The following is a 12,200-nucleotide window of genomic DNA, read 5'->3' as shown; positions in this document are numbered from 1 at the left end:
TATTAACCCAATAGCCCGATAGATAACCCGATCACATAAGGAAACCGCCACCTAAAAGGTCGTTCCCTTCATAAAAAACGGCAGATTGCCCGGGTGCGATGCCGGATACTGAATGGTGAAAATCGATCTTCATATGTTCGCCTATCTGTACGATATTACTCATCGAGCCGGCGTCCTTATATCTTATTTTAGTGATGGCCTCGATCGGCTCCTTAATATTTTCGTACTTAATCAGATTCAGGTTACGCACCCATGCTTCTTTCCGTTCCAGTTCGTCGGCTGTTCCTAATACTACAGTATTGGTTTCAGGGATGATTTTAGTAACGAACATCGGATGGCCAAAAGCAACTCCAAGGCCCTTGCGCTGTCCGATAGTGTAAAAAGGGTAACCTTTGTGCTTGCCTACAACAGTCCCGTCGGCCAAAGCATAATTTCCACCGTCAACGCGTTCTTCCAAATCACCAATTTTATGGCGCAGAAATGCGCGATAGTCATTATCAGGCACAAAACATATTTCGTAGCTCTCGCTTTTGTTAGCCAATTCTAACTGCCCCATATCCTTAGCCATCTGCCGAATTTCAGATTTGGCAAAGCTCCCCAACGGAAAGCGTGTACGCGCAAGATTTTGTTGTGACACGCCCCAAAGTACGTACGATTGGTCTTTATGCTCGTCCAAACCTTTTGATATGACATAGCGGCCGTTCTCATACCGGCGAATGTTGGCGTAGTGACCGGTAGCAATAAATTCGCAGTTCAGCTTGTCGGCGCGTTTGAGCAGTGCTTCCCATTTTATATGGGTGTTACATAATACACATGGGTTAGGTGTGCGACCAGCCAGATATTCGTCGACAAAATTATCGATCACAAAATCACCGAATTCGCTTCGGATATCCAGGATGTAGTGAGGGAAACCATAGCCAACGGCCAGAGCGCGGGCATCGTTAATGCTGTCTAAGCTACAGCAACCGGTCTCTTTACTATTGGTGCCCGATGAAGCATAATCCCAGGTTTTCATGGTGAGCCCGATAACCTCGTACCCTTGCTCGTGCAGCATTACTGCCGCCACCGAACTATCAACACCGCCACTCATGGCTACCAAAATTCTACCGTGCTTGCTCATTGTAAATCAGGCTGCAAAGGTATGCAATTATTGCAATAAATGGGGTCTGGTTGGTCAGGCTAAGGTAAATACTATTGATAATAAGACGGTGGCTTTCCGGATATTTAATCTTAACCAATGGTTAATTGTGACTATAAATCAATCACTTATAAAAACTATCTAATTAATTGTTTGAGATTGTTATTCAAGTCATCCGCTGTAACAACACCAGATAGCTCAGAAAGCATAAAGTAGGATTTATTTAAATGCTGGATCATTTTCAGTACATCGGCCACCAATGAAGATGTGCCCCAACTGGTTACCTTAAGCACATCGGCCTGATAGCCGTTCATTCCAAAAAGATAAAAACCGCCATCTTTGGTGGGTCCTATAACCGTATCAAAATGTTCCAGTTGGCGAAATGCAAGTCTGATAACCCGTTCATCCAGTTCGAGGCAGTCGCTGCCGATGATCACTATGCGCTGATAGCCCTTGCTGTAAATCTTTTTTAAAGCATTCTGTATGCGTGTAACCATATATTGGCCCGATTGTACATCTTTCTGATAAATATCATTTGGCCAATTATCGTTCATATCTTTGGTACGATCATAAAACAGGTACTTATCGGCGTTCAACGGTCGCGTGATGGCTTGGGTATGCTCAAGCATTCCATTATATACATCAAGCGCCTGTTCTTCGCCAACGGTCTGAGCCAGGCGTTTCTTTACCCTTCCAAGATCCGGGTTCTTGATAAAAATTATAATCGCGGTATTCTTCATCAGCAATGGCTTCTGTACATGCTAAATATAACGTTTTTGCAGCATATTGTTAACTCATTAGGGCTATTTAACAAATAAATAATATCAAAGCCTAAGATAATCGGGGTAAGTATAGAGCTTCTTTACTATCTGGCAAGAGTAATTTGATACGTGTTTTTCTGACACTTAGGCACTTTACGCAGAATTTATTGCGTGTTTTTGTGTTTAAACGATTTAAACCGGCTTTTTGAAAACTTAGCGTCTCAAAAAAAGTTTGGTTTTGTTGCCATTTTTTTAACTGAAAATGCACGAAGTTATATAGCACTCAATGTAATTGAAATGTTAATTGAAAATTAATAAAAGTGTGTCAGCCCCTTGCCAAACAATGTTTTATATATAGCTTTGGTTAATCCCTTAAGATAATGAAAGCAATTACCCAAGCGTTAACTTTTGAACAAAAGTTACAAGTTTTTATCCTGGCAATTATAGGTATCGTTGCCTTAGTAAATTACATAGTCTAACCAGCTATAAACCTAAAGTACTCAAGGGTAGTCAGTTAACCAAATGACTACCCTTTTCATTTTCTGCTTCCCGACACTTTTCAGACCATTTTATGATTTTGATATTACTATCAATCAAACTGGATTTATTCAATTTGCAGTAAAAACACACCTGCTTACCGGAATGAAAAAAATTAAACTGAGTATCCTCGATCAGTCAACTATTAGTAAAGGCAATACGGCAATCAATGCCATAAAGGAAACCGTACAATTAGTTCAAAAGGCCGAAGAGTGGGGATATCACCGCTTCTGGATGTCTGAACACCATAACCTGGCCGGTATTGCCGGTTCGGCGCCCGAGGTGCTGATAGCGCATCTCGCCGCGTTTACAAAAACCATCCGCCTGGGCGCGGGCGGTATTATGTTGCCTAACCATAGTTCGCTTAAAGTCGCCGAAAACTTTCGTTTGCTCGAAACCCTGGCCCCAGGGCGTATCGACCTGGGCGTTGGCCGTGCGCCGGGGGGCGACAGGGTTACTGCATCATTGCTTAACCCGTCCAATCGTTTTAAGGAAGAAGACTATATACAACAGGTAAACGAATTACAGTTGTATTTTAACGACCGTGTGCAAACCCAGTTTGGCGCTGTAAAAGCCATACCTGTAGTTTATGATGAGCCGCCCATCTGGATGCTAACCTCGAGCGGCACCAGCGCTTACATAGCAGCCGAAATGGGATTGGGCCTGGCGTTCGCCCAGTTTATAGCAGCAAACGGCGTAAAAGAAGCCATACAGGCTTACCGCGAGAGCTTTATCCCATCGGATATTTTTCAGAAACCTGAAGTGCTTATTGCAATATGGGTTTTATGTGCAGATACTGAAGAAAAAGCCGAAGAGCTGAAAAAATCAATGTTGCACATTTTTTTGCAGATGGAAAAAGGGGAGGTGCGCACAGGGATGATGCCTTACAGCGAAATAAAGAATTATCTATACACCGACTATGATAGGATGCGCATGCAGGCCAACAGTAACCGCATTATCGCTGGTACGCCGGAGCAGGTTAAACAGGCGATCAACTCACTGGCGCATACCTGTCAGGCCGATGAGATCATGGCTGCTGCGATTACTTACTCGCAGGAAGACAGGTTCCGCTCGTTTGAATTACTGGCGCAAACCTTTAATTTGCAGCAATCTTAACATGATGACCAAAATATGCTGTTTTTTACTGGCGATAATTGCTTTAAGCAGTTGTAAACAGGTTATTAAGCCTGAGGATCTTTTTGGCAAATGGAAATATGTTAAAGTTTCAAATCCGTACTCACGCAATCCGGATGATACAGTGTCGGCGAAAGAGCTTAGAGAAAAATCACCATCTGTCACTTTTTCGCCAAATGGACATATGGACATCATATCAGAAGGCAAAATATTATCACAGGGTAAATACCGTGTAGAGGACCACAATATTTTAGTAACCGAACAATTGCCTGATGGCAAAACACGCAACTTCCCGTTTTATATTATGAGCCTTAATGGTCAGCAAATGATTTTTGAAACCAAGGAAGATGATGCCGTCCGGGTGACGGCTATCCATCTCAGATAATAATTATTTAGGTAGCGGATATTGAGCAATAATCCCGTCAAAATGTTCCGGGCCGATATAGATATTTCCCCATACTGTTATTTCATGCGGTTGCATATCGACGCCGAGCTCTCCGCTGGCAATGATATCATCCCCTCCGGAGAGGCTAAAAGGCATTGTACGGGTAGCTTTATTAAGCAGCCCCTCTGCAATTAACACATCCAGGTAATATAACTTTACACGGATTGTCGCAGGGCTTCTGGGGTTAAGATCTGAGGTTATTAAAAAGCCATCAAAAACAAATCTTTTCATAGGCGTAGGTTAATTACTGCAATATAGCGGTACCACCGAATAATAGGAAGAATCATGAGCATTAAACTATGTTAATTTTTCAGCATAATGCTCCCGTACATGCTGGTTGATGTATGTTGCCAACCCTTGCCCGGTAATGGCCAATATCTTCATTTGTTCGATATGCTCCTTGCCGGTACTTTGGTAAGTGTACAAATATCGGTTTGTGTCCTCAAATTCAATAATGATAAAATCAGTGCCTATCTCATAAGCTGATACGCCCGAATTTTCCGCTTCGTTTTTGTACGTGTGCATTGATTGATCAGCACAAACCGCTTGCCAATTAAACAATGTTACAGTAAATAATGACAGAAAAATCTTTGGTTATCTCGAGTTTGCGGGTACCTTTTCCGAATTTAATTCCGATCATGCTGTAACTTTTGCCTTAAAATCCTAATTTTGAACGCTTATATTTATTTAAGTATAGGCTTATAACGCGTAAAAGATGAAAGTTTTAAAATTCGGCGGCACTTCAGTAGGTAGCCCCGAAAGGATGAAGAAATTGCTGGACATTATCGATCCGTCACAAAAGCAGATCGTTGTCCTGTCGGCAGTTTCGGGTACAACAAATGGTTTAGTTGAGATAGGGCAGGCTTATCTTAAAAGCGACAAGCCACAGGCAGCGCAACTTATTGCTGCATTAAAGGCCAAATACGAAGATTTTATTAAGGAATTGTATTTAAAGACTGAGTTCCTGGTACTCGGAAAAGAAGTGATCGACTATCATTTCGACTTGCTTTCATCACTTGCTAATGATTTCTTTACCGGGATTGAAGACAAGATCATCCTGGCACAAGGCGAGCAGCTGTCCACAACGTTATATCATGTTTATTTGCAGGAGTTGGGCGTGAAGTCGGTTTTACTGCCTGCGCTTGATTTTATGAAGATAGACGAAGATGGCGAGCCGGATATCGATTATATCGCAACTCATCTTAAGCCGCTTCTGCAAAAGCATGGTGATAACAAACTTTTTATAACCCAGGGATACATTTGCCGTAACGCTTTTGGCGAGGTGGATAACCTGCGTCGCGGGGGGAGCGATTATTCGGCATCGCTAATAGGGGCAGCTATCGGTGCCGAAGAGGTACAGATATGGACGGATATCGACGGGATGCATAATAACGACCCGCGCATCGTTCAAGGCACAAAACCTATCAGGCAGCTTTCATTTGACGAGGCAGCCGAGCTGGCTTATTTCGGCGCCAAGATCCTGCACCCTCAAAGCGTTTTTCCGGCACAGAAATACAATATCCCGGTAAGGTTGCTCAATACCATGGAGCCCAATGCTCCCGGTACTTTAATCGATAGCAACAACGACAGGGGCGAGATCAAATCTGTCGCTGCTAAAGACGACATTACAGCCATTAATATCCACTCGAGCCGCATGTTGCTGGCCCATGGCTTTTTGCGCCAGGTATTCGAGGTGTTTGAGCGCTATAAAACGGCTATCGATATGATTACTACTTCGGAGGTCGCGGTATCCTTAACCATCGATGATACGACATACCTGGATGAGATCAGGGCCGAATTAAATGCTTTTGGAACGGTTGAGATCGACGTAAACCAAACCATCATTTGCGTGGTCGGCGACTTCAGAGCCGAAAAACATGGTTATGCAGCCAAAGTCCTTGAAGCGATTAAGCACATCCCGGTACGCATGATATCCTACGGCGGCAGCAGCTACAATATCTCCATACTGGTGAAAACCGGCGACAAGGTTGAAGCGTTGCGCAGCTTACACAGCCGCCTGTTTTAAAAGTCAAGAATCAAGAAAATAAATCCGAAATCGAAAACGGCGAAGCCCTCAACGCAGTTAATTCGAAATTCGAAATCAAAAGAAGCAATGTTCAACACCGATACCATATCCCGTTTTAAGCAATTAGAAACGCCGTTTTATTACTACGATCTTAACCTGTTAAAGCAAACGCTTCAGGCTTGTACATCTGCCGCAGCGCAGTACAACTTCCATGTGCATTATGCCATGAAAGCCAATTTTAATCCCAAAGTTCTTGAGATGATCCAATCCTTTGGCATTGGTGCCGATTGTGTGAGCGGGGGTGAGGTGAAAGCTGCAACCGATCATGGCTTTGCTCACGATAAAGTGGTATTTGCCGGCGTGGGTAAATCGGACAAAGAGATCAACGAGGCGCTCGACCGTGATATCTTCTGCTTCAATGTCGAATCGGTACAGGAGCTGCAGATCATCAACGATCTGGCGAAAGCCAAAAACAGAACCGCCAGCGTTGCCATCCGCATTAATCCAAATGTTGACGCACATACCCATCATTTTATTACAACCGGCCTCGAAGAAAACAAATTCGGTGTGAATACCTGGGAGTTGCCCGCTGTTGCCGAAGCATTAGCAAAATGTCCGAATCTTCAGTTTATCGGTATCCATTTCCATATCGGTTCACAAATCACCGACCTCAGTGTTTATAAAAACCTGTGCATCCGCGTAAACGAACTCCAGCAATGGTTCGAAGATCACAACCTGGCTGTTAAAGTACTAAACTTAGGAGGCGGATTGGGTGTAGACTATTATCATCCGGACGAAAAACCGGTCTGCGATTTTGAAAGCTATTTTAAAGTATTTCACGATTTTTTAGATATAAAACCTGGCCAGGAGGTTCATTTTGAACTGGGCCGTGCTTTAGTAGCGCAATCAGCAGCATTGATCAGCCGTGTGTTGTATGTAAAAAACGGATTGAAAAAGAACTTTTTGATTCTCGATGCCGGTATGACGGAATTGATTCGCCCGATGCTGTACCAGGCCTATCACCAGATCGAGAATTTAAGCCGGCCAGTGAATGGTCAGCAGCCAGTAGTGAGCGAGGAAAAAGGTTCACTACTCACTACTCACCAATCGCTACTACATTATGACGTAGTCGGCCCAATCTGCGAAAGCACTGATTGTTTCCGCAAGGATGTGGAATTGCCCGAATCATTCCGGGGCGACCTGATCGCGGTTCGTACTGCAGGCGCTTATGGTGAAGTAATGGTTTCGGGCTATAACCTGCGCGACAGGGTACAAAGCGTTTATTCGGAATAAGGTCAGGCATTGGGAAACATTTTTCCTGCTTTGAACGTATCATATTACATAAGCTGCTAATGGCTTGTTTAACAATAATATAACAGTTGTTGAATATTAAGTTAAAGGCAAGTATTTAAACTTGTAATATGAAAGTATTGAATCTTTTTTCTCTTGTACGGAATATTAAAAAAATGTTGTTTTTGAGGAGCATGCGCTCATCGTTCATGCACTAAAAAATAACAATTTGTTAATTTTCTGTTATACTTTAAATAAAAATTTACAGTTTAGGCAAAAATTAGCTTGACCTGGACTATCGATGGACTCCCATATCGAAAACAATAACCTATCTAAACAACTTTTTGGCAACGATTTTACCTGGGGCGTGTCAAGCGCGGCAGCCCAAACCGAGGGCAGTTTTGACGTTGACGGCCGCGGGCTTTCTGTCTGGGATGTGTTTTCGCAAACTAAAGGTAAAACCTTAAACGGTGATCATCCGCAAATCGCTACCGATTTTTATAACCGTTACCGGGAAGATATCCTGCTCATTAAACAGCTGAATATTCCTAATTTTCGATTTTCCGTTGCCTGGCCGCGCATTATGCCCGATGGCACCCAAGCTTCGCTCAACCAGGCTGGTATAGATTTTTATAATCGTGTGATCGATTTTTGCCTGGAGAACGGCATTGAACCCTGGGTTACGCTTTATCATTGGGATATCCCCCACGTTCTCGAACAAAAAGGTGGCTGGACGAATCGCGAAGTGGTCGGCTGGTTCAGCGACTTTGTAACCGTTTGTGCCCAAAACTTCGGCGACCGCGTTAAACACTGGATGGTGATGAACGAACCCTCGGTCTTTGTAGGGGCTGGTTATTTTTTGGGCCTGCATGCGCCCGGGCGCACAGGTGTAAAGAATTTTTTACCGGCTGTGCATCACGCCATTTTGTGCATGGCTGCAGGAGGGAGGATATTGCGACAGTTATGCCCCGGCGCAGAGATCGGCACAACATTCTCATGTTCGTATATCGAACCCTATTCGAAGAAGCCAAGGCATATCGCCGCTGCAAAACGTGTTGACGCTATTCTTAACCGGTTATTCTTCGAACCTACAATAGGTTTGGGCTATCCTACCGAAGTAAAAATATTCAGCGAGATTAAAAAGTATATGTTGCCCGGCGACGAGCAGCTCATGACTTTTGATTTTGACTTTATCGGGTTACAGAATTATACCAGAGAGATCGTTAAAGCTTCGTTCTTTGTGCCTTATGTAGGGGCGAGGCTTGTTAAACCCGAAAAACGGAACGTACCTGTTACCGCTATGAAATGGGAAGTTTATCCACAGGCCATTTATCACATTATTAAGCAGTTCGAGGCTTATCCGCAGGTTAAAAAAATAATCATCACCGAAAATGGCGCCGCTTTTCTGGATATGGTTACCGGTGGTATTGTTGATGACCCTTTACGATTAGGGTATCTTAAAGACCATATAGCGCAGGTACTTAAAGCTAAGCAGGAAGGCTGCAAAGTAGGCGGCTACTTTATCTGGACCCTGACCGATAATTTTGAATGGGCCGAAGGCTATCACCCGCGCTTTGGCATCATCCACGTTGATTTCGAAACGCAGAAACGTACCGTTAAATCATCCGGCAAGTGGTATGGTGAGTTTCTGAAGGGATAGAACATTCTTTAGTACCTTTTATTGTATAATTACCACGCCGATGCCCGATCAATCACAGTCATTGCATTAGCATCGAGCTTCAGCTCTGTTGCTTTAATCAAATCCTGTAGCTGATCGATACTTGTAGCACTGGCTATAGGCGATGTAATGCTCGGCCGGTCCATTTGCCAGGCGAGCGCTACCTGCGCCGGGTTAGCACCATAGCGGGCAGCCACCTCATCCAAACCTTTCAATATTTTAAAACCACGTTCGTTAAAATACTTTTTATTGCTTTGTCGCCGCGTTTTTGCCAGGTCTTCCTCTGTACGGTATTTCCCGGTTAAAAAGCCGCTGGCCAAAGCATAAAAATTGAGCACGCCCAATCCGTTGGCTACACATACTGCTTCCAGCTCTTTTTCGTATGCCTCCCGATCGTACAGGTTATAAAGCGGTTGTAAGGTTTGATAAGCAGGCAGGTTGTTTTTTTTGCTCACATCCAACGATTCCTGTAACCTTTGCGCATTGTAATTAGATGCGCCAATGGCCCGAACCTTTCCCTGTTTGATCAGCTCGCCGAAAGCCGCTAAAGTTTCTTCAAACGGCGTTTGCTGATCATCATCGTGCGATTGATACAGGTCGATATAGTCAGTTTGCAGGCGTCTCAGCGAATCTTCAACAGCTTTGGTAATATAGGCCTTAGAGAGGCCTTTTTTGCCGTTGCCCATATCTTTCCCAACTTTGGTAGCAATGATTACCTTATTGCGGCTACCAGTCTTTTTTAGCCAGCTGCCTATAATGGTTTCAGATTGTCCTCCCTCGCCGCCATGTGCCCATGCCGAGTAAACGTCGGCAGTATCAATAAAATTCAGGCCAGCATCGACGGCGGCGCTTAATATCAGGTGCGATTGCGGTTCGTCTATCGTCCAGCCGAAAACATTGCCGCCGAGGCACAAAGGGCTAACCTGTATACCGGTGCTGCCCAACTCGCGTTTTTCCATTATTTGGTTTTTGTTACTGCCGAAGATACTTTAGCTTTTTTATTTGCCGAAACCTTCACTGTCGTTTTTTTGTCAGTATCCACCTTTGCTTTCTTAACAGGTAGAGCAGTAGCAGTTTTGCTTTTTGTTATAGTTGCTGCAGTTTTAACTGTTTTAGGTTGCGATGCTATCTTTTCGGTCAGTTCATCTACCCATCCCGAAAAATAGGGTTCGCTGCCTGATAAACGTATCCACCGGCCATCTTCGTTTTTGGTGATGGTTAAATACAAGGCGCCATCTACCGAGGTAAATTGGTAGGCTTCTTTGCTTAATTGTTTAACTGTTCCGGCAATTTCGCCATCGCTTCCGGTTAATGTGGTTTCAAAAGGTTCCATAATTTGCTGATATACCTTAGTAACACAAATGACGGCGATGTGTTTTATTGCACGCAAAGTGCAAAAGAGGTATATTTGAGGATTAAAAGCCGATTTTGAATCCGGAGATACTTAAAAAACTGATAGCTACCCGTATGCCTTACGGTAAATATAAGGGAACTTTGATATGCGATATTCCCGCTTATTATCTCGAATGGTATCAAATGCAGGGATTTCCGAAAGGTGAAATGGGCATGCTGTTGAGCACCATGTTCGAGATCAAGATCAATGGTCTGGACTATTTGCTTACTCCGCTAAAACACAAACCTTAAATGTGAATTTGAAATGATAAACTATTTGTAAGGTTCAGCAACTGCATACCGACCAATTGCGTAAATTCAAATAATTAAATCAATATCCATGAAAAAAATAAGTTTGTTATTTTTAAGTATCATATGGCTGGCTGTAGGCTGTGCAAATGCACTGCCCGAAGATCATTCGTTTGCTAAATTACCTGCTCCGGGTCCAGGCGAAAAGGTGGCTACTTTTGCCGGAGGCTGTTTTTGGGCCATGTCCGAAGCAATGTCTGAGCTTAAAGGTGTAAATAAAGTTGTTGCCGGCTATTCGGGCGGTATAACCGTACGGCCAACCTACGAGCAGGTTTGCGAGAAAAATACAGGTCATGCCGAATCGGTACAGATCTATTACGACCCTAAAGTGATCAGCTACGCCCAATTGGTAAACGCCTTTTTATATGCGCACAACCCGACCGAGTTAAACTATCAGGGGCCGGATGAAGGTGAAGATTACCGTTCGGCAATTTTTTACCGTACCCCCGAAGAAAAGGCTGCTGCAGAGGCCGAAATCAGAAAAGTAAATGCTACTCACCATTACGACAAAGCTATAGTAACCGAAGTTACTGCTTACAAAGTGTTGTACCCAGCCGAAGTATATCACCAGGGCTATTACCGCTTACATCCAGAGAGCGGTTATATCCAATCGGTATCGGTACCGAAAGTGATGAAGATGCGCAAAGCAGTGCCCAGTCTGTTAAAGCCGGAGTTTGCTAAGTAAAATATAGTTCTGTTTAGATTTGGCAATTTTTTTAAAGTTGTCAAATCTAAAATTTACAAATAATTAACCGCCTGCGGCCCCTGATTAAACAACAGATCGACAATGCTCAGGTTGTTCAAAAAACCTTTCCGCTCTTCAAATAACTGGAAATAGGGTTTTTGCTGTGGTTGCTCCTTCTTGGGATCGAGCGACAAGCGCAGGTCGGTTCTGTCAGGATAACTTTCCTCGTATTCGTCTGTAAATTTGATCTCCGTATTAATTTTCAGCAACTTCATTATTACTTTAAGTTGCTGTAGGTTATAGTCGAACAAATTATCGTACCGCATCTGGTAAAACGGCGCAAAGCTATCCTCATAAAACTCAAAATAAGCCGACCGGCGATAGCAGTTCTGCAAACTCATCCAGTGCAGGCGCTGCCAGTCAAAATCATAACTGATCTTTACATCCTTAACCTTCGTATGCACTTTGGCGCCCCTTACAACCGGTACCGTTAGCGCCAAAATACCATCGGGCGAGTAAATATGCGCCCGGTTGCGGTAGGTTTGTTTAATAAAATGTTCTTCTTTATCAATTAATATATCGGTTTTGCTTTTGTTCAGCTGTGAAAACCAGGCGACCGGCGGCAGGTAAAACATCGGCAAAATAGCTCCCTTATCGTGCATATATTTTTTTATGTTTGTAGACTAATTCGCAAAAATAGTCATTCAAAAAGGCTTTTATACTTAGGGTCGTTTTTTTGTTTGATGTTGCAATATAAAATACAAAAAATGATCGTTAAAGAAGCGCAATACAGGTTATGGCCGGG

14 protein-coding genes are annotated in these 12,200 nt (G+C 43.5%); 7 read left to right on the top strand and 7 right to left on the bottom strand.

Going from position 1 to position 12,200, the window contains the following annotated elements:
- Positions 1-31: 31 nt before the first annotated feature.
- Positions 32-1,120, bottom strand: coding sequence for a tRNA 2-thiouridine(34) synthase MnmA (mnmA, locus tag BEL04_RS03850; protein ID WP_066000402.1), 1,089 nt, complete (start codon positions 1,118-1,120; stop codon positions 32-34).
- 155 nt (positions 1,121-1,275) lie between these two features.
- Entirely contained in the window at positions 1,276-1,878 is a 603-nt protein-coding gene (locus tag BEL04_RS03845) for a TIGR04282 family arsenosugar biosynthesis glycosyltransferase (protein WP_066000398.1), read from the bottom strand.
- Between the two features lie 663 nt (positions 1,879-2,541).
- Here BEL04_RS03845 and BEL04_RS03840 point away from each other — a divergent pair.
- Entirely contained in the window at positions 2,542-3,552 is a 1,011-nt protein-coding gene (locus BEL04_RS03840) for an LLM class flavin-dependent oxidoreductase (RefSeq protein WP_066000396.1), read from the top strand.
- Position 3,553: 1 nt separating this feature from the next.
- Entirely contained in the window at positions 3,554-3,955 is a 402-nt protein-coding gene (locus tag BEL04_RS03835; RefSeq protein WP_066000393.1) for a hypothetical protein, read from the top strand.
- A 3-nt stretch (positions 3,956-3,958) separates the two neighbouring features.
- On the opposite strand, the gene BEL04_RS03830 is transcribed toward BEL04_RS03835, so the two are convergent.
- Together BEL04_RS03830 and BEL04_RS03825 are read right to left on the bottom strand one after the other, a co-directional pair.
- Complete coding sequence (locus BEL04_RS03830) at positions 3,959-4,246, bottom strand: hypothetical protein (RefSeq protein WP_066000391.1); 288 nt, start codon at positions 4,244-4,246, stop codon at positions 3,959-3,961.
- 66 nt (positions 4,247-4,312) lie between these two features.
- Positions 4,313-4,540, bottom strand: coding sequence for a hypothetical protein (locus tag BEL04_RS03825; protein WP_066000389.1), 228 nt, complete (start codon positions 4,538-4,540; stop codon positions 4,313-4,315).
- A 190-nt stretch (positions 4,541-4,730) separates the two neighbouring features.
- Between BEL04_RS03825 and BEL04_RS03820 the strand changes: the two genes are divergently transcribed.
- The 3 genes from BEL04_RS03820 to BEL04_RS03810 all read left to right on the top strand — a co-directional run bounded on the left by BEL04_RS03820 (position 4,731) and on the right by BEL04_RS03810 (position 8,991).
- Positions 4,731-6,041 (top strand): aspartate kinase, encoded by a 1,311-nt coding sequence (locus BEL04_RS03820; protein WP_066000387.1) that lies wholly within the window; start codon positions 4,731-4,733, stop codon positions 6,039-6,041.
- Between the two features lie 87 nt (positions 6,042-6,128).
- Positions 6,129-7,334, top strand: a complete 1,206-nt coding sequence (gene lysA / locus BEL04_RS03815; RefSeq protein WP_066000385.1) for a diaminopimelate decarboxylase — start codon at positions 6,129-6,131, stop codon at positions 7,332-7,334.
- Positions 7,335-7,632: 298 nt separating this feature from the next.
- On the top strand, positions 7,633-8,991 hold the full coding sequence (locus tag BEL04_RS03810) for a GH1 family beta-glucosidase (protein WP_066000382.1): 1,359 nt from the start codon (positions 7,633-7,635) through the stop codon (positions 8,989-8,991).
- Between the two features lie 29 nt (positions 8,992-9,020).
- On the opposite strand, the gene BEL04_RS03805 is transcribed toward BEL04_RS03810, so the two are convergent.
- Together BEL04_RS03805 and BEL04_RS03800 are read right to left on the bottom strand one after the other, a co-directional pair.
- The gene (locus BEL04_RS03805) at positions 9,021-9,968 is read right to left on the bottom strand and encodes an aldo/keto reductase (RefSeq protein WP_175403993.1); all 948 of its coding nucleotides are present in this window, start codon (positions 9,966-9,968) and stop codon (positions 9,021-9,023) included.
- Positions 9,968-10,342: a hypothetical protein gene (locus tag BEL04_RS03800; RefSeq protein WP_066000379.1), complete on the bottom strand. Its 375-nt coding sequence runs from the start codon at positions 10,340-10,342 to the stop codon at positions 9,968-9,970. Before BEL04_RS03800 ends, BEL04_RS03805 begins: the two co-directional genes overlap by 1 nt.
- A 95-nt stretch (positions 10,343-10,437) precedes the next feature.
- Here BEL04_RS03800 and BEL04_RS03795 point away from each other — a divergent pair, with 95 nt between their 5' ends.
- Together BEL04_RS03795 and msrA are read left to right on the top strand one after the other, a co-directional pair.
- Positions 10,438-10,653, top strand: coding sequence for a DUF3820 family protein (locus tag BEL04_RS03795; RefSeq protein ID WP_066000378.1), 216 nt, complete (start codon positions 10,438-10,440; stop codon positions 10,651-10,653).
- Between the two features lie 88 nt (positions 10,654-10,741).
- Entirely contained in the window at positions 10,742-11,395 is a 654-nt protein-coding gene (msrA, locus tag BEL04_RS03790) for a peptide-methionine (S)-S-oxide reductase MsrA (RefSeq protein WP_066000377.1), read from the top strand.
- A 53-nt stretch (positions 11,396-11,448) separates the two neighbouring features.
- Here the strand turns inward: msrA and BEL04_RS03785 are convergent, their stop codons facing one another.
- Positions 11,449-12,057, bottom strand: a complete 609-nt coding sequence (locus tag BEL04_RS03785; protein ID WP_066000374.1) for a WbqC family protein — start codon at positions 12,055-12,057, stop codon at positions 11,449-11,451.
- Positions 12,058-12,200: the final 143 nt, after the last annotated feature.

It is taken from the genome of Mucilaginibacter sp. PPCGB 2223, assembly GCF_001705515.1.
GTDB lineage: Bacteria > Bacteroidota > Bacteroidia > Sphingobacteriales > Sphingobacteriaceae > Mucilaginibacter.
The sequence above is the reverse complement of the archived record's forward strand: the minus strand, read 5'-3'. Positions and strand labels throughout refer to the sequence as shown.

Excerpts from the sequence above, each read along its gene's own strand:
- mnmA (WP_066000402.1), bottom strand. The coding sequence starts at position 1,120 with ATGAGCAAGCACGGTAGAATTTTGGTAGCCATGAGTGGCGGTGTTGAT.
- BEL04_RS03845 (WP_066000398.1), bottom strand. The coding sequence starts at position 1,878 with ATGAAGAATACCGCGATTATAATTTTTATCAAGAACCCGGATCTTGGA.
- BEL04_RS03840 (WP_066000396.1), top strand. The coding sequence starts at position 2,542 with ATGAAAAAAATTAAACTGAGTATCCTCGATCAGTCAACTATTAGTAAA.
- BEL04_RS03835 (WP_066000393.1), top strand. The coding sequence starts at position 3,554 with ATGATGACCAAAATATGCTGTTTTTTACTGGCGATAATTGCTTTAAGC.
- BEL04_RS03830 (WP_066000391.1), bottom strand. The coding sequence starts at position 4,246 with ATGAAAAGATTTGTTTTTGATGGCTTTTTAATAACCTCAGATCTTAAC.
- BEL04_RS03825 (WP_066000389.1), bottom strand. The coding sequence starts at position 4,540 with ATGCACACGTACAAAAACGAAGCGGAAAATTCGGGCGTATCAGCTTAT.
- BEL04_RS03820 (WP_066000387.1), top strand. The coding sequence starts at position 4,731 with ATGAAAGTTTTAAAATTCGGCGGCACTTCAGTAGGTAGCCCCGAAAGG.
- lysA (WP_066000385.1), top strand. The coding sequence starts at position 6,129 with ATGTTCAACACCGATACCATATCCCGTTTTAAGCAATTAGAAACGCCG.
- BEL04_RS03810 (WP_066000382.1), top strand. The coding sequence starts at position 7,633 with ATGGACTCCCATATCGAAAACAATAACCTATCTAAACAACTTTTTGGC.
- BEL04_RS03805 (WP_175403993.1), bottom strand. The coding sequence starts at position 9,968 with ATGGAAAAACGCGAGTTGGGCAGCACCGGTATACAGGTTAGCCCTTTG.
- BEL04_RS03800 (WP_066000379.1), bottom strand. The coding sequence starts at position 10,342 with ATGGAACCTTTTGAAACCACATTAACCGGAAGCGATGGCGAAATTGCC.
- msrA (WP_066000377.1), top strand. The coding sequence starts at position 10,742 with ATGAAAAAAATAAGTTTGTTATTTTTAAGTATCATATGGCTGGCTGTA.
- BEL04_RS03785 (WP_066000374.1), bottom strand. The coding sequence starts at position 12,057 with ATGCACGATAAGGGAGCTATTTTGCCGATGTTTTACCTGCCGCCGGTC.